20 protein-coding genes are annotated in these 20,055 nt (G+C 42.2%); 10 read left to right on the plus strand and 10 right to left on the minus strand.

Annotated elements, in window-relative coordinates:
- Nucleotides 1-69 precede the first annotated feature (69 nt).
- The gene (locus tag OCU78_RS21895; protein ID WP_137371765.1) at nt 70-471 is read right to left on the minus strand and encodes a RidA family protein; all 402 of its coding nucleotides are present in this window, start codon (nt 469-471) and stop codon (nt 70-72) included.
- A 157-nt stretch (nt 472-628) separates the two neighbouring features.
- Here OCU78_RS21895 and OCU78_RS21900 point away from each other — a divergent pair, with 157 nt between their 5' ends.
- The 6 genes from OCU78_RS21900 to OCU78_RS21925 all read left to right on the plus strand — a co-directional run bounded on the left by OCU78_RS21900 (nt 629) and on the right by OCU78_RS21925 (nt 5,332).
- On the plus strand, nt 629-1,513 hold the full coding sequence (locus tag OCU78_RS21900; RefSeq protein ID WP_137371766.1) for a LysR family transcriptional regulator: 885 nt from the start codon (nt 629-631) through the stop codon (nt 1,511-1,513).
- Nucleotides 1,514-1,929: 416 nt separating this feature from the next.
- Entirely contained in the window at nt 1,930-3,207 is a 1,278-nt protein-coding gene (locus tag OCU78_RS21905) for an SAM-dependent methyltransferase (protein ID WP_137371767.1), read from the plus strand.
- The gene (locus tag OCU78_RS21910) at nt 3,185-3,760 is read left to right on the plus strand and encodes a DUF2878 domain-containing protein (protein WP_137371768.1); all 576 of its coding nucleotides are present in this window, start codon (nt 3,185-3,187) and stop codon (nt 3,758-3,760) included. Before OCU78_RS21905 ends, OCU78_RS21910 begins: the two co-directional genes overlap by 23 nt.
- A 3-nt stretch (nt 3,761-3,763) precedes the next feature.
- A complete protein-coding gene (locus OCU78_RS21915) occupies nt 3,764-4,291 on the plus strand; it encodes a chalcone isomerase family protein (protein WP_137371769.1) in 528 nt (175 codons plus the stop codon).
- 97 nt (nt 4,292-4,388) lie between these two features.
- Nucleotides 4,389-4,910 (plus strand): DUF3833 domain-containing protein, encoded by a 522-nt coding sequence (locus tag OCU78_RS21920; protein ID WP_137371770.1) that lies wholly within the window; start codon nt 4,389-4,391, stop codon nt 4,908-4,910.
- Between the two features lie 161 nt (nt 4,911-5,071).
- Nucleotides 5,072-5,332 (plus strand): DNA polymerase III subunit epsilon, encoded by a 261-nt coding sequence (locus tag OCU78_RS21925; protein ID WP_137371771.1) that lies wholly within the window; start codon nt 5,072-5,074, stop codon nt 5,330-5,332.
- A gap of 19 nt (nt 5,333-5,351) precedes the next feature.
- Here the strand turns inward: OCU78_RS21925 and OCU78_RS21930 are convergent, their stop codons facing one another.
- Nucleotides 5,352-5,495, minus strand: coding sequence for a hypothetical protein (locus OCU78_RS21930; protein ID WP_261856046.1), 144 nt, complete (start codon nt 5,493-5,495; stop codon nt 5,352-5,354).
- Between the two features lie 75 nt (nt 5,496-5,570).
- Between OCU78_RS21930 and OCU78_RS21935 the strand changes: the two genes are divergently transcribed.
- Nucleotides 5,571-6,236 carry an SDR family NAD(P)-dependent oxidoreductase gene (locus tag OCU78_RS21935; protein ID WP_137371773.1) on the plus strand — a complete coding sequence of 222 codons (666 nt, stop codon included), beginning with the start codon at nt 5,571-5,573 and terminating at the stop codon, nt 6,234-6,236.
- A gap of 69 nt (nt 6,237-6,305) precedes the next feature.
- On the plus strand, nt 6,306-6,545 hold the full coding sequence (locus OCU78_RS21940; RefSeq protein ID WP_137371774.1) for an RNA recognition motif domain-containing protein: 240 nt from the start codon (nt 6,306-6,308) through the stop codon (nt 6,543-6,545).
- Between the two features lie 151 nt (nt 6,546-6,696).
- On the opposite strand, the gene OCU78_RS21945 is transcribed toward OCU78_RS21940, so the two are convergent.
- Entirely contained in the window at nt 6,697-7,044 is a 348-nt protein-coding gene (locus tag OCU78_RS21945) for a ribosome recycling factor family protein (protein WP_137371775.1), read from the minus strand.
- A 55-nt stretch (nt 7,045-7,099) separates the two neighbouring features.
- Nucleotides 7,100-7,567: an OsmC family protein gene (locus tag OCU78_RS21950; protein ID WP_137371776.1), complete on the minus strand. Its 468-nt coding sequence runs from the start codon at nt 7,565-7,567 to the stop codon at nt 7,100-7,102.
- A 191-nt stretch (nt 7,568-7,758) separates the two neighbouring features.
- Here OCU78_RS21950 and OCU78_RS21955 point away from each other — a divergent pair, with 191 nt between their 5' ends.
- Together OCU78_RS21955 and OCU78_RS21960 are read left to right on the plus strand one after the other, a co-directional pair.
- Complete coding sequence (locus OCU78_RS21955) at nt 7,759-8,175, plus strand: hypothetical protein (protein WP_137371777.1); 417 nt, start codon at nt 7,759-7,761, stop codon at nt 8,173-8,175.
- A gap of 273 nt (nt 8,176-8,448) precedes the next feature.
- On the plus strand, nt 8,449-9,090 hold the full coding sequence (locus OCU78_RS21960) for a hypothetical protein (protein WP_240701682.1): 642 nt from the start codon (nt 8,449-8,451) through the stop codon (nt 9,088-9,090).
- Nucleotides 9,091-9,184: 94 nt separating this feature from the next.
- On the opposite strand, the gene rlmJ is transcribed toward OCU78_RS21960, so the two are convergent.
- The 6 genes from rlmJ to OCU78_RS21990 all read right to left on the minus strand — a co-directional run bounded on the left by rlmJ (nt 9,185) and on the right by OCU78_RS21990 (nt 19,904).
- Entirely contained in the window at nt 9,185-10,057 is an 873-nt protein-coding gene (gene rlmJ / locus OCU78_RS21965) for a 23S rRNA (adenine(2030)-N(6))-methyltransferase RlmJ (protein WP_137371779.1), read from the minus strand.
- 279 nt (nt 10,058-10,336) lie between these two features.
- The gene (gene secF / locus OCU78_RS21970) at nt 10,337-11,263 is read right to left on the minus strand and encodes a protein translocase subunit SecF (RefSeq protein ID WP_137371780.1); all 927 of its coding nucleotides are present in this window, start codon (nt 11,261-11,263) and stop codon (nt 10,337-10,339) included.
- A gap of 2 nt (nt 11,264-11,265) precedes the next feature.
- Nucleotides 11,266-13,107, minus strand: coding sequence for a protein translocase subunit SecD (gene secD, locus OCU78_RS21975; protein WP_137371781.1), 1,842 nt, complete (start codon nt 13,105-13,107; stop codon nt 11,266-11,268).
- A 171-nt stretch (nt 13,108-13,278) separates the two neighbouring features.
- Nucleotides 13,279-13,818, minus strand: coding sequence for a hypothetical protein (locus OCU78_RS21980; protein WP_137371782.1), 540 nt, complete (start codon nt 13,816-13,818; stop codon nt 13,279-13,281).
- A gap of 286 nt (nt 13,819-14,104) precedes the next feature.
- Nucleotides 14,105-16,909 (minus strand): M16 family metallopeptidase, encoded by a 2,805-nt coding sequence (locus OCU78_RS21985; RefSeq protein ID WP_137371783.1) that lies wholly within the window; start codon nt 16,907-16,909, stop codon nt 14,105-14,107.
- A 235-nt stretch (nt 16,910-17,144) separates the two neighbouring features.
- Nucleotides 17,145-19,904 carry a M16 family metallopeptidase gene (locus OCU78_RS21990; RefSeq protein ID WP_137371784.1) on the minus strand — a complete coding sequence of 920 codons (2,760 nt, stop codon included), beginning with the start codon at nt 19,902-19,904 and terminating at the stop codon, nt 17,145-17,147.
- Nucleotides 19,905-20,055 lie beyond the last annotated feature (151 nt).

The following is a 20,055-nucleotide window of genomic DNA, read 5'->3' on the forward strand; positions in this document are numbered from 1 at the left end:
GGAGATTTTTGAGCTTTATATCAATTTGATATTTATTTCAGTAATTGAGCTTTATACAATTTTAGTCGCTTATTCTTCTGGTTGAGAGGCCGAGGCGTAAACCACAAACTCCACCAACATTTCTTCGCGAGCTAATCCAGCCACCACAATGGCAGCTCGGTTCGGGTATGGGGCATTGAAATATTCAGCGTAAATACTGTTTACTGTTTTTAAGTACTCACGGTCAGTCACGTAGATAAGCACTTGTAAAACGGAATCCATCGATTCGCCAGCACACTCTAAAGTATGAACAAGGTTGCTAAAGGTTTGGCGTGTTTGAGCTTCAATTCCACCTTCAACTACCGCTCCAGTGTCATCAATTGGGATCTGAGCGGTATAAAGCGTACCGTTGTTAACAATCGCCCATTCAAGAGGCGCTTTAGATGCAAAAAGAGAGGTCTTTACTGGGTGTTTTTTAGTTTGTGCATTCACGGCTTTATCCAACTTTGTAACTAAGATGTTTCAAGATGGTTAAATACTGCACGTTGACACCTGATAAATCTAACGGTAAATTTTGTGCATTTGATAAAGAAAACTTATCACCATGAGAAAAGTACGGAAAATAAAGGGATGAGAAGGATGTTAGCCAATGAGTATTAAGCTCCAACAATTAAAACATTTTGTTTTAGTCATCGAAGAAGGTGGATTTAGAGCCGCATCTCACCGTGCAAATCGATCACAAGCCGCCCTTTCAACATCAATTAAAGAGCTTGAAAAAATTCTAGGGCAACCCCTTTTTGAGACTGGAAACAAGTCAACCCTAACCCCATTTGGTGAAATATGTTTACCAAAAATTATTCAATTCCTGAATGTTTACAATGCGTTAAACAATGATCTTCGAGCGGCAGCTGCGGGACAACAAGGTCGAGTTCGAATTGCTAGCGTACCCTCTGTTGCTGCAAAATTGATCCCTAGCGTACTCGGGGCTTTTTGTGAACAGTACCCAAGCGTTGAAGTGAGCTTAATTGATGATAATGCGGCGGGGGTTGAAGCGCGGTTACTCTCAGGGGAAGTGGACTTGGCGCTGGGAAATAGCTCTCATCTTGAAGAAGATTCCATTGAGTTTACCCCTCTTATTTCAGATCCCATCGGAGTCGTTTGCTTAAAAGACAACCCAATAGCACAACAACCTGAAGGGATTGAGTGGCAAACTTTGTTAAAACAACCTTTCATTCGAAACGGAACTTGCACCTTGCTTGATCCAACTCCGGCTCGAACATTAAGTGAGCAAGCTCTGTACTCGGTAGAGAACATCACTTCACTGTTTTCCGTGCTCGAATTAGGGATTGGAGTCACCACTTTACCTAAACTAGCCTTCCCAACGAATGAAACTCGGTTAGTTTGGGTGCCACTTATCGATCCACCATTAAAACGACAAATTGGCATCTTCCGTTTAACCGATAGAACTATCTCCCCACAGGCTCAAGCCTTCCATGACTTGTGTATTCAATATTTGAACTACAGTGACGAATAAAATGGCTTTAGTCACTCTCACTCGATTCTTTTAGCCATTAGTCGATACCAATGAAGGGGCTCTCAGTACCCTTCAATTTTACCTCACCGACTCCCCTATCAGATTTGTGAGCCCCCTTACTTTCTATAGCTCCAACTTATTCTTAAAAAATACTCTTTTTAAATGAACCCTTTTGCTAATCATCCCGTATACAACAATGAAACAGAGCATCACTCACTCATTTTACTCGCGGCTACCTCTTAGTACGGAGTTAAGCTTAAGCAGAAATAGGTTCAAGTGAGAGGGGCATCGCTAAGCATTTAAAAATAAATGAAAAAATCCAGTACACGTCATCAGACATTCGTTTATTTGTACTAGGATTTAAGATCAAGCAAACACGGCATTCTAATTAGATACGAGACCCGAGAGAGGTTTACATGGAACAGCTAGCAAAACAAAATCAAAATTCAGCACTAGCCCAAACGGACAAAGCGACCCACTCGAGTAAATACCGAACTCTCATATTTCGAGTATTGGATGAACTTAAAGACGCATGCATTGAAATCATCGAAGGAGACAACCACTCAATCTTCGGTGAACGTTCAGAATCATTACTCGGTCAAATCGTAGTGCACGATTCAACCTTTTATAAAGACGTAGTGATGGGAGGCAGTATCGGAGCATCTGAAGCCTATATTGATGGTAAATGGACCAGCCCAAACTTAACCCGCGTCATTCAAATCATGGCTAAAAATCAGTCTCAGTTGGATGAATTAGACAGCAAAACCCAATGGCTGACCCAATTCAAAAACTTATTACTTAGACGTAAAAATGCCAATACCGAGCAAGGTTCAAAGCGAAATATCCTAGCTCACTACGACATTGGTAATGAACTGTATGAGCGTTTTCTTGACCCATCGATGCAGTACTCATCGGCTATTTACAGCTCTGGTGCTCTGACATTAGATGAAGCCCAGCAAAATAAAATGCGCACTATCTGCGAGCGGTTAGAGCTTTCAGAAACCGATCACGTGGTAGAAATTGGCACTGGCTGGGGCGGTCTGGCTATTTACATGGCTCAGCATTACGGCTGCAAAGTCACCACTACAACTATTTCTGATGCTCAGCATAACCTTGCTGAACAGCGTATTAAGCACCTTGGGTTAACTAATAAGATCACTCTGCTGAAGCAAGATTATCGTAACCTTACAGGTCAATACGACAAACTGGTTTCAATAGAGATGATTGAAGCCGTTGGCCACGAATACATGCAAACCTTCTTTGAAACCTGCTCGAATTTGCTAAAGCCGACAGGGAAAATGTTGGTTCAAGCCATCACTATTGCCGACGGGCGTTACGAGAAATACCGCAAAGGCGTCGATTTCATTCAAAAATATATTTTCCCTGGCGGTTGCCTACCTTCTGTCTCTGTCATGAGCCATCACCTTGCCTCTCATACTGACATGGTGATTCACGAGGTGGATGACATTGGTTTGCACTACGCTCGCACATTAAATGATTGGAAAACCGCCTTTGATAAAAGTTGGGATGAACTGCAGACACTCGGTTACTCAGAAGAGTTCAAACGTCTCTGGACTTTCTATTTCTGTTATTGCGAAGGTGCTTTTTTAGAGCGAGTGATCAGTACCCACCACATTGTGGCGAGAAAACCTCGCTACTTGGGAGACAAAGATGAAACGATTTTGGATTATTAACCTCGTTTTATTTCAAGCGGCTTGGCTCTGTTCGGCTTTTTATACAGAGCAAGCTTGGTGGGTAGTCAGCGTGATAATCGCATTACACTTTGCTTTGTCTCCCACCAAACAAGAAGACTTAAAACTGCTACTGCTGCTGCCTGTAGGAATAGCAATGGATAGCTTACAACTGAGTATTGGCGGTCTGAGTGCTTTGCCACTTGAAACATCTTCACTCACAACTACTTCTTCATTATTAGTGGGTGAAGAAGTGGCCAATTTAGGGTTTCACTTCCCAGCTTGGCTTGTGATGATTTGGGTTTTATTTTTGATAAGCCTAAACCACAGTTTGCACTGGTTGGTGAATCGCTCAACCGTAACTCTTATCGTCATTGGAGCCATAGGCGGAACCAGTAGTTACTGGGGCGGCATTCAAGCTGGAGCATTACAAACTAATTGGCAAACCGAATGGATGCTCGCGTCGCTAATGATTGGCTGGGGAGCATTACTGCCTATCTTAGTTTCTGGTTATAACTACCTCCAAAAACCTATGACTTTTCAACCTCAGAGGTGATGCATGCGACAGCTACTAACCACTCGATCCCACATATCAAGACGCATAATCCTTGCTGCTATTTTGCTAGCGCTTTCAGGGGTCGCTTCTTCAATTAATGCCTCTCCAACTAGTGATTTTCAAAAACTGGGGGAAGGGGAAATGAACTATATGTTTTGGACGATTTACTCAGCAGAGCTGTTTTCTTCGGTATCCACTGGAGAACAAGCGCTGAAGATCGAATATCAAAAATCGATTGATAGCCAAGCTTTGATTGATGCAACGGAAGACCAATGGAATCAATTGGGTTACACGCAGAAGAACATTAATGCTTGGCTTGAACCTCTCAATGCCTTGTGGCCAAACGTCAAACCAGGTAACACGCTGACCATTATTGTTGCAGAAGATCAAACTAGCCGCTTTTACTTTGATGACCAGCCTATAGGAGTGGTCAGTAATAAGGAATTTGGACAGGCATTTCTTTCTATCTGGCTATCTGAAAAGACCTCTGAGCCAAAGCTTAGAAAGCAGTTACTTGGGCTCGTTAAATAAAAAACGATTCAAATACACTCAAGAATGCAGCTAACCATCTATCAACAGTTAGTGATTACAGATTAGCACTACATAATTAATACTTAAGGGATTAGTCATGAAACGACTCATTGGTATATTCTGCGCGTTGTTCCTATTTGGCTGTGGCTCCGCAAGCCTTGAAAAGCACGCTCAGACCACTCCAGAATTAAAGCTAGAGCAATTCTTTGATGGGGAACTCAAAGCCTATGGGATGGTACTGGATCGTTCTGGCAATTTACTGCGACGTTTTGAGGTGAAGTTGCTAGCGACATGGGAAGGCGAGAATGGTGAAATCAAAGAGTGGTTTACCTTTGATGATGGTGAGCGTTCAATAAGAAATTGGAATTTGACCCGAACCGGAGACAACATCTACACAGGCACGGCTGGGGATGTCGTTGGGGTGGCAAAAGGTACAACCGAAGGTTCAGCACTTTATTGGCAATATAGCCTTGAGATCGAAGTAGATGGCAGCCAGTACGAAGTCACACTTGATGATTGGATGTTTTTAATCGATGAAAAACGCCTATTTAACAAAACAGACATGTCTAAATTTGGCTTCAAAGTCGGCGAAATCATCCTGTATATCGAAAAGATATAATTCCAACAGCTGATTAATCAAGGCTCTCAGCCAGATAGCATAGCAAATTGCTCTGGCTATTATGCTAAAATGGTTTTATCAGCTATATGAATGTACATCTCATTTGTTTACCTGAGGGTAGTGACCAAACCTACCGTGATTAACTAATGAGGCAAATAAAAATGAGCAAATTAAGTGCTGCAGAGCGTAAAGAACGCGACAACGAGCGTTTTTCACAGCGTGTCAATGAACGCAGAGAAAAGGGCGAAGATGTTGTAGCGTATGCGCTTACTAACAAAAAAGCGGTGAAATTTCTGACCAAATCAGAAAAAAGAGCGCTGAATGAAAGAAAGGCTGAACGCCAAGAAGAAATTAAGCAAAAAGAGCAAGAAGAACTGAACCGAATTGAAGATTCGTTTGCCGTTAAGCAATACGAAGATTAAATCTTAGCCCTGTCTTCGATTAGGCAGGGTAAAGCCCAAACCCAAAGCGCATATCTATACCTTTCACTTTCACTTTCACTTTCACTTTCACTTTCACTTTCACTTTCACTTTCACTTTCACTTTCACTTTCACTTTCACTTTCACTTTCAAGTACAGTATCAAAATCAACTCTAGGTCTCAGCAATACCCAAACCTCAACCGTAAGATAACGGCTTAATCCAAATAGTACGAAATCTTATGATCTTAATTACCGGTGCAAGCAGTGGTCTTGGTGCTGCTCTCGCAAAGTTATATTCAATTGATAAACATCCATTAGCCATCACAGGGCGCAACGAGCGACGTTTAAGCCAAATATCGACGAGCCTTTCACACCCCGTAACCGTGTTGCCTTGCGATTTATGTGATCCTCAATCAGTATCTAACCTACTTGATGACCTTGATACACCGCCTAGCCTCGTCATTCATAGTGCTGGTAGTGGCTATTTTGGAAAGATTGAAGACCAAGATCCAAGCAGCATTACTGACATGCTAAACAACAACATTCACTCCACCATATTTTTGCTCCGAGAACTGGTGCAACGCTACCGCGACCAAGCCGTGACGGTTGCGGTTGTGATGTCGACTGCCGCACAAAGTGCAAAAGCAGAAGAATCCACTTATTGTGCGGCAAAATGGGCGGTAAAAGGATTCATTGAGTCTATTCGATTAGAGCTTAAAGGTAGTCCAATGAAAATTGTGGCAGTGTACCCAGGCGGCATGGCTACCGAATTTTGGGCATCCAGTGGTAAGCAACTCGATACCTCTAACTTTATGACCGCAAATGAAGCAGCAATCATGCTTAAGCAAGCATTAGTCAGTACCGAGCATGGTTTTGTCTCTGACATCACGATCAATCGCCAATAAAGATCATGTGAGGAATGCACGAAAGTGTGAGACAATGCACAATGTAAATTCATATAGAAATGGTTCATCATGAAACTTTTAGTTCGCAACCTATCGCGCGCAACAACAGAACAAGAACTTCGCGTTTTGTTTTCAGAGCATGGCTCTGTAACAGAATGTACAGTTGTACTAGACCAAGAAACTGGCTACTCGAAAGGCTTTGCTTTTGTTGAGTTACCAGAGCAAGAAGAAGCTCAAGCAGCCCTTAAAGCGCTGAACATGACTAGCTTCAACAAGAGTACAATTCGAGTTAAAATCGCTAACTCGTAAGTCGCGATCCGTTATTCTGGATAACCGCGTAAAACATGAAAGCCCACTCAATTAATACTTCTATTAAGTCATAATTGAGTGGGCTTTTTAGTTTATCTATTTTCTAGAATACTCAGAGATGAACCATACTTCCAACGTTACCTTTCCACATTTAACTCAACCCTTCAAATTCATCCATTGCTAAGCGAGCTTCTGCCATCGAACAGCCAGAAAGGCTCACTAGCTGTTTAAGCGTTAAATTGGGTGTATCAACTAGCAACCCCTCCAAACACACAATCGGAGTCGGCAAAGCTTTATCTATCGCATCTTTGATCCATAAATCATGCTCATCACTTAGCGTACTTTGCAGCTTCCTGAGCTGCTCTTCTGAGCCCGTTAGCAGCCAATGTCGTGAACGACGAACCCTCTTAAGAGAGCATGATTCACGAGAAACGTAATCGAGAACCTGTGCTTTATCATGCACTCGGTGGACAAAGCTGTTAAGTGGGACGCTGAACATAACCGGTGAAGCCTTCAATCAAAATTCACGAAAATACAGTATATTTGCGCACTCATTACATAATAATCTCGGTGGTAATTACCGTTTTTACTGAGTTAGCAATAAAGCAGTGTTGATGGGATAAATGATGCAACTTTTCAAGCTGTTGATAGGTCGGCTGTTTATCTCCTGAGAACACAATCTTGGGTCTTAGTGTCACTCTTGTCACCGATGTTACGCCTTCAGTGTCTTCCTCTAAGACTCCAACGGCGTCATCCACATATTCTTCAATCACATAATTACGTTTGGCAGCAATAGAGAGAAAAACCAGCATATGACAACTTGATAGGGCAGCAATAAAGGCCTCTTCAGGGTCGACATTCTCTTCAACAGAATAAGGCAAAGGAACGACATGAGGAGAAGAGGAAGCTGGTACTTTGACTCCACCATCAAATTCCCACATATGCCCTCGGCTATATTGATTGTCGCTAAAAGTTTCATCTTTTCCACGATTCCAGCGAATAACCGCTCCATATTCAGACATAACCATTCCTTTGTTCGTTCATTTGCATGTTTGTGCGCTCTACTTTAAATGAAGATGCCTTGAAGAACAAAAGGAGTATTAGGAATAAAGAGAAGCAATGAATTAAACCAATCAGAGATACCATTCGCATATAGAACGACATTCCGATAATATAATAAAAAGGTACGGATTCTGCACAGTTTGGAGAAAAAATGACATTCTTAGAAAAAATACAAGCCGCCCAAAAACCGGCTTTTATCCTTATTGATACTGACTTTGCGCAGCACCAAGGTGATAAATATGTTCATGATAAAGCGATTTATTACTACACTCCGGAAAAAGGCAGAGGTCGTGTGCATTTTGAAAAAATAGCCAAGGACCAAAAATGCGTTAGCCTACGTAAGAATACCGATGACACCATTACAGCTATCACCTTCACTTATATTGGTTCAACATTTGCTGGGCACTACATCAAAGACGACACACAATTTAGTACAGTTGAAGTGTTAGGTAACATGCTTTCAAGCGAGCACTTTGAGACTCGCTCAGCGGCTAAAGCGGCGTATCCTGAAGCGTTCGAATCCGTTAAAGATAAATTTAAGACTGGCGTATGCATATTACCTCTTTAATAAAACTCCAACTCTGGCTCAATCTATCTCAGTAACTCAAGGTGACCTATGCCCACACTGCGGGCTAATCATCATGCTGCCACCAGATATACAGCCAACGTGCTTAGGGTGTGGTAAGTCGCTGACCTGACCTGACCTGACCTGACCTGACCTGACCTGACCTGACCTAGTAATTGTCATGATTTTCGAGACACAGTTAATCAATTTTCGTGCTATATAAAAAACAAATATGTGACATAGTTCTCGCCTACTAATTGTAAGCAGGCATCAGCAGTGAACAAGTTATTTACAGCTATAGGTTTGGGAATTATCTCTTTTCAAACCCATGCACACCAACTTGAAGTGTCAGTCGAAGCATTAGATGGAACTTATGTCGGAGAGTCTACGTATTATTACGATACAGAATACAGTGACTTACCGGGCTTCTACCATGAAAAAAACAGTCTTGAGTATGGTATCCACGTTAAGTATATTTACGAGCTGGAAGATTGGGATATCTTCGCGAAATATGGTCTTGGCACATCAGAATTAAGAAACTCTCGAACCGGTGAAGGTGGCGTTAGATACCGCCTTGATGAGAAACATTGGTTCTCAGCAAAAGTCATAGGTCAGTACGCGAAAGAAGAGTATGAGATCGATGCAAAAGTGATAGACCCAGAGCACCAAAATACCATCACGAATGGTGAGTGGGCTGAATGGGTAATTCTCAGTTACCGGTACAATATGCCGAATATGTTCTCTTTCCCTATGTATATTGAAGCTGAAGGAGTGGTAGCCGATAATGACCCAGAGCTTATGCAAGATAAGCTGTCGATTGCGCTTGGATTCTCTCATGGGAAATATTTTGGTGAACTGAAAGCCGGTAAAGATTTGATTGGGCTGTCTATTGGAATGCAGTTTGACCTATCTGACTAAGACAAACACTAAGCCCTAAATCTCAATACTGTCTTGTCCTAAAATACGTAGACGATTTTTGTAAGCCCGTTACTTATGTGACGGGCTTTTTAGCTTAACAAGACAAAGATTTAACTTGCCAATACCCTTCGCCTTTTGTAGCCAATTCACAGTGTAAATATTCCAGTACTTCAGCTACTAAAGCAGCCATACCGGCTGGAGGATTAAACAACAATAGGCCACTGCCAATTAAGCGATCATCATCTTTTGGGTCTCTTAGCCTTAGCTCTGCTTGTATAGGAACGGGGAGCTGTTGCTCTTTTGAGGCTAATAAACTTCTTTGTAAAATCAATGAACTTTTATCTTCGGTATAAAGTGGGTACCAAATTAATGCCGTCACTTTTTCATTTTGCTTATACGCTTTACATAACGCATCTATCACCGCGATATATTCTTCATCCTCTTCATAAGGCGGATCAATCACAATAAGGTGATGAGAATGGTCCGTACCAACCGATAACGGCAGAGCTTTTAAACCATCGCCAGCGAGTATCGACAACGTACTCGATATATGAAGATCCGATCGAATTTGCTCGATATTCGTTTGAAGCAATGCTGCTTCATCGGATTGAATATCTGAAAAATGAAACGCATCCTGAGGTCTACCTTGCTGGAAACCTAGAGCGGCAGAACCAGGGTACAGTGTCAGTTGTTCGCCTGGATTAAAGGCGGAGAGAGTACGAAGAAATGCGTGAAACGGTCTAGGTAAGTGACCTTTATTTTGCCAAAGGTAGCCAACACCTTCTTTAAACTCAGCAGCATGATTATCTGGTGCGCTCGTTAAGTCATAACAGCCCGTTCCAGCGTGTGTATCGATAATATTTAAACTGGCATGCTGCGCAGCAAGTGATTGAATTAAAGCTGCAAGCACTGGGTGTTTAAGTGCATCGCCATGATCGCCAACGTGGCATTGATGTCTGTACTCCATGACTTACTCTCCATTTATTAAGCCTCAGATAAACATAATGCATAGAAATTAAAATGCCCTAGAATTGAGATAATTTTATGTGTTAATACACATATATTCACATCATAAGACCACCTCAGAGCTTAATGAATCATCCATAAAAAGAAAAAGGCTAGCGGTGATTAAAACTCATCGGCTAGCCTTATTATTTCTGTTTATCTGTTTATCTGTTTATCTGTTTATCTGTTTATCTGTTTATCTGTTTATCTGTTTATCTGTTTATCTGTTTAGGACAGGCAATCACGAATACCCTTCTTCGGTCTCTTCGATTGGCTTCACTTGATAGTGGCAAGGTTTAAGACCAAGTAATGTCGGTAAGGTAATCCCAACTGAAACTGATGACCAAGTACCACTCACGATCCCTACACATAATGCGATAGCAAACCCTTGCAGAGCTGCGCCACCTAGCAGCCATAATGCAGAGACTGTCATTAATGTGGTGCCTGACGTTACCATAGTGCGTGAGAAGGTTGCCTGAATCGAACGGTTGATCAAATTATCTGTTTCACCATTCGGGTTACCACGCAATACTTCACGAACTCTATCGGCAATGATGATCGAGTCATTAAGTGAGTAACCCAGAATCGCCAAGATTGCAGCCAGTACAGTCAGGTTAAATTCAAGTTGAGTGAGTGCAAACAACCCCAGAATCAAAGTCACGTCATACACTAATGCCGCCAAAGCACCCAATGCTAAACGCCACTCAAAACGTACACTCAAGTACAGCATAATAAGTACGAAACATACCAATAAGGCTAGACCACCTTGCTCCACCATGTCTTGGCCGACTTGCGGACCAACTACACTGCTATTGAGCACTTGAACTTGGTCACTAACCTGGTTCAGCACTTCGACTAAGTTAGGTTGAACTGCAGTATTTGATGGTTCCCCTTGTGCGACTTGGCTATAACGTATCGTCCAACGATCTTGCTCGCCCATGCCAATTACTTGCACGTCTTGGCTTAAAGCTTGATCAAGTGTGAGCTTCAATTCATCTTTGGATATATGCTCAGAAAGCTGAACTTCCGCAACCACACCTCCGGTGAAATCAAGCCCCCAATTGAAGCCCTTCACCGTCACTAACATCACTGAAGCAAAAAATAGCACTAGTGATAACCCGCACATCGCCAGACGTGATGTTGTCATTATTTTATCGGTAATTTTCATGCTTAAATCCTTACGTCGTGGCGTTGATCACGCCCCCAAACCAAATTGATGATGGCGCGTGATGCGAAAATGCCAGTAAACATACTGGTAAGAAGACCTAAGCCGAGTGTTAATGCAAAGCCTTGAATTGGACCATTACCAATTGCGTACAAAGCAATAGCAACAATCATCGTGGTGAAGTTCGCATCGAAGATAGACGAAAAAGCACTGCTGAATCCGCAATCAATCGCGCTAGCAAAGCTTCGCCCCTCTTTCATCTTGTCGCGGATACGTTCAAATATCAGAACATTGGTATCCACTGCCATCCCCACCGTAAGCACTAAGCCAGCAATACCAGGTAATGTGAGAACTGCGCCAGGTAACATGGCAATTAAACCAAATAATGTGGTCATATTGATGATAAGAGCAAAGTTAGCTACCCAGCCTAAGCGTCTGTACCACAAGGCAATGAAAGTCAGAGTCAACCCAAGCCCAAGAGCGAGAGCAGCAAAACCATTAGTGACATTCTCGGCCCCTAATGATGGACCAATCGTACGCTCTTCAATAATGGTCACAGGCGCTGTCAAAGACCCTGCACGCAGCAGTAACGCGAGCTCATGCGCCTCATCCATGCTGCCAGCACCGGTAATACGGAAACGACTACCTAGCTGAGACTGAATATTAGCCACACTAATTACTTCACTAGTTTGCTCACTATTCCCTGCGCGGTCACGGCTGTATTCACTATAGACGGTCGCCATTGGCTCACCAATATTGCGACGAGAGAAGTCCGACATCTTTCGACCACCAGCGGAATCTAAAGTGATATTCACTTCAGCGCTACCCATCTCCCCAATGCCACTTCTCGCATCAATAATATGCTCGCCACTCAGGACTGCTTTACGAGCAACAATCACTGAGTTGCCTTCTTTATCTTTAAGAGTCTGCGTGCCTCTTGTCGGCGTTTCATAAACGGAATAGAACGCCAAAGAAGCGGTTGCTCCAATCACATCTTTCGCCGCTGCCGGGTCTTGAACTCCTGGTAATTCAATTCGAATTCGGCTTTCACCTTGGCGCTGAATTGACGCTTCCGTTACCCCCAACTCTTCAATACGGCTACGCATAATTTGGAGGTTTTGCTGAACGGTTAAGTTGCGCAATGTGCGCTGCTCATCTTCTGTTTGAGTAAGAGTTAAACGTTTATCAGAAGCATGCACTTGCCACTGCGGAAAACGTTCCTTAATCAATGCTTGAGCTTGGTGGTAATCCGCTTCAGTCCTGAAAGTCAGCTCAGCGGCATCACCTGCAATACGGCCTCGTGTATAGCGCACTTCGCTGGTCACTTCATCAATCACAGACTGAACTTGCGCTTGGTACACAGGTGCCATGTCCACTTCTAATAAGAACTGCACACCACCACGTAAATCCAAGCCTAATTGGATTGGCGAAAACCCCATATCCGTCAACCAAGCAGGAGCCGCCGGTTCCATGGCTAACGCAACCGTTGCATTACTGCCTAAGCTTTCGGTTAATACTTGCTTCGCTTTAGCTTGCTGCTCAGCATCCTCTAAGATCACGACCAGTCGCTTATCTTTCTGATGAGCAGATTGAGCCTTAATACCTTGGCTTGCTAGTGTTTGCATGACCTTTGTCGCATCTAATACATCGCTTCCTAGCATGCTATTTGACGATCCACTCTGAGAAGTCGAGCTTGAACGCTGGCTAACCTGGATAGCTGCATTTTCGCCATACCATGACGGTAGAGCACTAAAAATCATAATGATGATGGTGGCGATGAGCACCACGTATTTCCACTTTGAATAGCGGTTAATGGGTTGTCTTCTGTTGTGTTTTTTCACAAGCAAGATCTCTTATTTTATTTACTAATACTGAACCCACACGTAAAACCGCCCGATCAAATTTGGCTGTAGTTACGGTGAGTTTTACTTCATTGCGAGTTAATTTTTATTAGGCGATCGACTGGCAAGCTGAATTGTTGTATTTCAGTGCGGCAGACTTACCTAAAAAGGAAGTGATTAGTAAATAGAGTCTCGGAAATGCGAGTATTGAATATTGCCTTCTTTCCAGCCTGATAGCCGTGATGGAGGCGATTGAATAAGACTGGTCCAATGCAGCTTAGAATCAAGCAGCGGTACGGCTGCTAATACTAACGCGAGCAATGATGGAGGAAAAAAGTCGATAAGTAGATGATAAACAGGCTCTAGATCAGATGAGGCATCTTGATCATTACTGAGTATTCGCCTGAATGTGTTCCACTGAACGCTCATTTCAGTGTCATGATAGTGGGTACTATCATGAGAAGACCCCGCGATTTGGTTAACACACTCAGAGGCTGAGCCTACATCACTGCTAGAAGGCTTACCTTCAAGTGAAGCTGCACTATCACTGGTTACTGGTTTAAATTGAGCTTGAGCATCGCAGATTTTCTGAGTAGTCGTATATTGCGTAGTTTGAATGGAATTAAACGCATGCCCATGCAGGTTCACTAAGCCAAGGCTCAGTAACAGCAAAAGTAGCACAAGTCGAAAACCCAGTTTCAGCAAATCAATTAACACTCAAAAGGTATAAGTGGCGACAATATAGAACATCCGTGAGAGTGACAATTGATTTAAAAGCAAACTCATTCATATTTGACATAACGCTGACAATGATGGTCCATCACTTCGATGGCACCTATTGTGTTTTACTCCTAAACTTTTAGCTCCCTTATATTTTTTATCCCCTACAAAAAAGCCAAGCAACAAGTGCTTGGCTTTGAAATACAGAGTAACTTGTTCACCCTAACTTAAACGTAACAAATAGACGTTTGTCTTAATTAGTTAAAATGCAAAGCACTTAAGTTTAGCTTTTAGGACGTAAGATACTCTTGACCTGTCGGCTATGCTCACCAAAAATTCGTTCTGCAAGCTCATTCATTTCTTGGCTAGAAATTGAATTCACCATCTTATTAACATCAAACAAAGCTTCGACTCCGTAACCATGTATAAGGTAACGAGACACAACCCATGCTTGATCAACCGGGCTTATTTCTAACGGGGTGAAGTCGTTCTCCAATTGTTTACCCGCAGATCTAATTTCATCGTCAGAGATGCCCTTCAGCAGATCAGTAATCACTTTATCAATGGCAACTTCTATTTTATCCGCATTTTCAGGTGCGATTAGTGCTCCCACAAACCAGTCATAACTTGGCTCACCGTCTTGTGATATTGAATAAGCATAAGGCGAGTAATCTAAACTCAGCTCTTCACGAATATATCCATCTAAACGAATAGTCAGAATACGCTGCAGAAGATCTTCCATGAAGACTTCTTTCGCTGATTGCTTTTCTGTATGCCCTGAACTCGGCAATTCAGTTTCAGACACCGCTTCTGATGACTTCTCAGAAATCACTCTCAATATGTACTCAGTGCTATCTTCATTGTTAATCGCCATATCAATGCGCTCTTTGAGCTTAGTATTGTAAGCGACTTTAAAATCAGGCACTGCAGCCTTTTCCAATGGAATAGAAGCGGCATATTGACGCACAAGAGGCATCAACTCACTTGGGTCAATATTCCCGACAACCACGATTTTATTATTGCGAAATTGACCAAACAGTTGCTGGTGGACACTAAACACATCATCAGCCGAAACAGACTCAACACTTTTTCCGTCTAATAAAAAGTGACGGCTATTCGGCGCAAAACTGTTCTGGTTCATAGCTTGATCAAATTGACCAACAGGGCTTTCCAAGAAAGATTCTCGAGCTTCTATAAATTCTTGTTTGACTGCTTCCAGTTGGTCTGGTGATACATTGGGAGATGTCACAATAGCGTTTAAAGCAGCAAACGTTTCTGCTAACCCATCTTTATTCAGCTTAAACTCAATGCCATGACGAGTAGAATCAATAAATGGATACACCTGAATGCTTTCACGATCCATATGAGCTTCAAGTTCAGAGCCCGTGAAACTGCCAACACCACTTCTTGCAATGGCAGGGAGCGTCACTTCAACCGCAGGGTATAAGCTAGGGTCTAACGCATCTTTACCACCTAAGCTAATGTAATACAGCCCAACTTGCTCACCAGCAAGAGAGTCACGCAGATACCACATTTCAATACCATTACTTAGCATCCACTTCTGGATATGCGGGTCTGTATACATTTGCTCTTTAGTAACAATGTCCCCTTGAGCACTAGGAATCGCAAAGGCACTGCTGGTCATGGCAAATAATGGTTGAATTCCAGGTTTGCTGTATTCAGCTTTCAAGCTATCGATGCTGCTTACTATTTCAGCTTGGTCTTCACTCTTATCCACCCCTACAACCAAGAAATAATCACTAGATAGTAGCGCCTCAATATTGTCATTAATCACATCGAGATCTAAATTTTCAAGGAATGCTTCAAGGCTAGCTTGGTAGTCACGTTGTGACTGTACTTTTTGATCAACCTCTAAAGCTGTGGTTTTATAATCAGCGTGAATCACACTGTCCATTTGATCCCAATCTTTCTCAACATTATAAAGCAAGCCTTTGTAAACCTGGACTTCACTCACAATCTCGTTTTCCGACACTCCATAATCGCGCAGTGACGCTAAAGTCGACAATAGCTTTTGCTGTGTCACTTCTCGCTCACCTGCTGGGAATGCCACACTGGTTAACGAATAACGCTGATATTCCATCAAGTAATTTTGCGATATCACCCATTGAGTAGGCAGTGCTGCGTCATTAAATGCTTTGTTTAGCCGCTGTTGAATCATTTGCTGAGAAAACTCATCAAGCCACAACTGATGCTGTTGGGCATGATTTTCAATCACACTAGGTGCACGTTTCGTCATCAAAGAGATGCTCGGGGGCTCACTACTACCCACATATTCAATAAAGTCACCTTCATTAAACGTCGTGATTTTTTGTTTTGCAGGCTTAGGTGTTTGACCACGTTCCCAATCTGAAAACTGTTTTTCAATGAGTGGTACCACATCATTAATGTTTATATCACCAGACACTATCACCTCAACTAATTGAGGCTGATACCAAGTTTGGTAAAAGCTTTTTAACCCTTGAGAATTCGCTTGAGTCACCGACTCTTTCGTACCCAGAGCATCTTTAAATTCATATGGTCCACCTTCAATGAAGTGATCATAGAATTTATCTGCAACTTGTTTGTCTTCTAAACGTGAATAACGGAATTCACCTAAAATGACGCCTTTTTCTTTTTCCACTTCGCGACTTGCGATTTCAAGGCCATCACCAATATCTCGCAACCAAGTTAAAGCAGGCTTCAACTGAGTGTTATCAGGTAAATCTAATTGATACACCGTTTGTTGATAAGAAGTGTACGCATTCAGATCCGCACCAAAGCTGGCACCAGCATGCTCGAATAAGCTAATAACATCATTTTGAGAGAAGTTCTTGCTGCCATTGAAAGCCATATGCTCAACAAAATGGGCATAGCCTTTTTGCTGCTCATTTTCTTGGAATGAACCTGCATGAACCAATAATCGAACAGAAACAGATGCTTCATGATCTGGATAAACATGGTACGTAAGACCATTGTCTAGCTGACCAGAAGTCCAAGCAGGATCAGGTTGGATTTGGGTATTTTGGGGAGTTGAGCTACAGCCAATCAAAGTTACGCAAAGCGCTGTCGCTAAATAATAATTTTTCATAACAACCTCTTAATGTCATTCAGTGACAATATACAGGCTGAGCTAATGATTATTATTTAATATTAAATTGTACGAATAGCTTTGTGATCACGATCTTCATTTTATAAATTATTTAAGCTTACATCACTCCTAAATTTCGTAGTAAATAAGCCATTTTCATTCTAGTAATACAAAAAAGTGAGAGCGACTTCTCGACTCTCACCTCTATTTGGATAAAATTAATACAGAGTTTAATTTACAACTTAGGTCTCATTACATTCTTAGAAGTCCAACTACCACTACCAAAAATGTCTTTAGCATGTTGAGACATATCCTCTTGAGAAATGGAATCTGCCATTCCTTGAATATCCATCAATGCATTCACACCATAGCCATGAATTAGATACCGTGAAAGAAACCAAGCTTGTTGGGTTGGATTATCTTTAATAGGGTTCAGATCCACCACCAACTGCTTTGCTGCAACCTGAGTTTCTTCTTCTGAAATACCCGTTAAAATATCTGTAATCACTTTATCGATGGCTATTTCTATCTGATCTATGTTCTCAGGTGCCGTTTGCGCACCTAGGAACCAGTCATGGCTTGGCTCGCTATCTTGTGACGCTGAAAAAGCATACGGTGCATAATCCAAACTGAGCTCTTCACGCACATATGAAGTTAAACGGCGGCTCAATATTCTTTGCAACATATCATCCATAAACACATCCTTCGCTGATTGGCTAGTATGGTTGTCTGATATGACTCTTAGAAAATATTGGCTACTGTCTTCTGTATTTACGTTAACATCCACTCTAGGCAAAGCATTTTTTTGATAAGCGACGGTAAACTCAGGCGCCTCAATGACTTCCAAAGGTATCGATGCAATGTATTGACGAACCAAAGGCTTCAGCTCTAATGGGTTAATATCAGCCACAACCACCAGCGTATTGTTACGCCTCATTTGGAACAGTTGATGATGAATCGCTTCCACTTCTTTTGCCGTGACACGCTTTACATCATCAGCTTCCAACATGAAATGTCGGCTGTCGCTTTTATAACTATTCTTGTTCACCATTTGCGTAAACTCGCCAAGAGGTGTCGCTAAGTAAGCACTGCGATTTTGAGCAAATTCTTCTTTCACAGCTTCTAGCTGAGCAGGGTCAACCTTAACATCATTCATGATAGCATTAAGAGCGGCGAAACTTTCAGCTAGCCCTTTTTTCTTGGCGCTAATTTCTAGCCCATGATGAGTAAAATTAATAAATGGGTAAATTTGAATATCATGGCGTTTTAGGTGAGCATCCAATTGAGGACCAGTAAAATCCCCGACTCCACTTCGGATCACGACGGGAACAGCCACTTCGGTCGCAGGAAACAAACTAGGGTCTAATGCAGCTTTACCACCTTGGCTAGCGTAATATACACCGACTTGATTCCCCGCCTTGCTATCACGTAAATACCATACGTCCACGCCATTACTTAAAGTCCACTTCTGCAAACTTGGGTCTTGGTTAATTTGTTTCACCGACACTATTTCACCTTGCTTTCCAGGTGCGCTAAACGCATTGCTGGCGGTGACTAATAATGGCTTTGAGCCTGTTTTCTTAAACGTAGATTTCAATCCAGATAGCTCTTCCTGTATTGCCGCTACGTCTTCACTTTCATCTAACCCTACGCCGATAAAGTAAGAACTTGATAACAGTTTGTCGAGGTTCCGGTTGATCGTCTTCACGTTCAAATCAGCCAAAAACACTTTCATACTGGCGATGTAATCCAACTGAGATTGCACTTTTTGATCAATAACTAACGCAACCGATTTCCCCTCTGCGTGACCAATACCATTCATTTTATCCCAATTGCTGTTCACGTCTTCTAAATACGATGTGTATTCCTGTAAAGGAACTTTCAGTTCATTTTCTGTCACACCGTAATCACGTAAAGAAGCCAATGTGGTGAAAAACTGTTGTTGGCTCTGCTCACGGTGCTGAGTAGGAAAGGCAACACTGGTTATCGAGTAACGCTGGTACTCGATTAAATAACTGGTCGAGAAAGCCCACTGAATGGGTAACGCCGCATCAACAAATACATCAGAGAGACGTTGCTGAATCAACTGTTGTGAGATTTCATCTAACCATAACTGGTGTTGTTGCTCATGACTGGTGGTAACTCTTGCACCACGATCAATCACGATTCCGATGCTTGGAGATTCACTGCCCCCAACATAATCGACAAAGTCATTATTATTGTACGTGGTGTGTTTTTTCTTATTGGGGAACGGGGTCGTCCCTCTTTTCCAGCTTGAAAATTTTTCTTCTACAAGTGGTATCGCTTCACTAAGCGTGATATCACCAGATATAACCAGTTCGGTCAATTGAGGCTGATACCATGTTTGATAAAAATCTTTCAGACCTTGAGCATCCACATTGGATACTGACGTTTTAGTGCCAAGAGGATCGTGTTTGGCAAATTGATTATCTTGAATTAAGTGGTCGTAAAACTTGAAGGCGAAGGGCTTATCTTCTTTACGGGAATAGCGAAACTCACCAAGTATCACCCCCTTCTCTTTTTCAACCTCTTCCTCAGAAATACTTAAACCATCACCGATATCGCGCAACCAAGTAACCGCTTTTTCTAATTGGCTATTATCAGGGAGATCAAGTTTATACAGAGTTTCTTGGTAGGAAGTATACGCGTTGAGATCTGCACCAAAACTTGCGCCAGCCTGTTCAAACAAACTTACTACATCATTTTGAGAAAAATTGGTGCTGCCATTAAAAGCCATGTGCTCTACAAAATGAGCATAGCCTTTCTGCTGTTCATTTTCTTGAAGTGAGCCGGCATGTACAAGCAAGCGTACCGAAACAGGCTGTTCTTTGTCAGGATAAATATGGTATTTAAGACCATTATTCAATTCGCCAGTAACCCAATACGGGTCAGATTTTAATAAGGTTTGGGTAGGCTGAGTGCTGCACCCGGCTAATGCTACGCAAAGTACAACAGCGGCATAATGTGCTTTCATGACGACCTCTTTAAGTGGTATTTCCCCCTAATATATCGCCTTCAAATATCATTATTCTTCGCTATCCGCTCTACTTTTATTTTTTGCAACCCATCGTTATTTTTTTTGAAATTGTTGGTTTTATAAATTACAGACCATGCAGCATGAGTAC

Source organism: Vibrio gallaecicus (assembly GCF_024347495.1).
Lineage (GTDB): Bacteria > Pseudomonadota > Gammaproteobacteria > Enterobacterales > Vibrionaceae > Vibrio > Vibrio gallaecicus.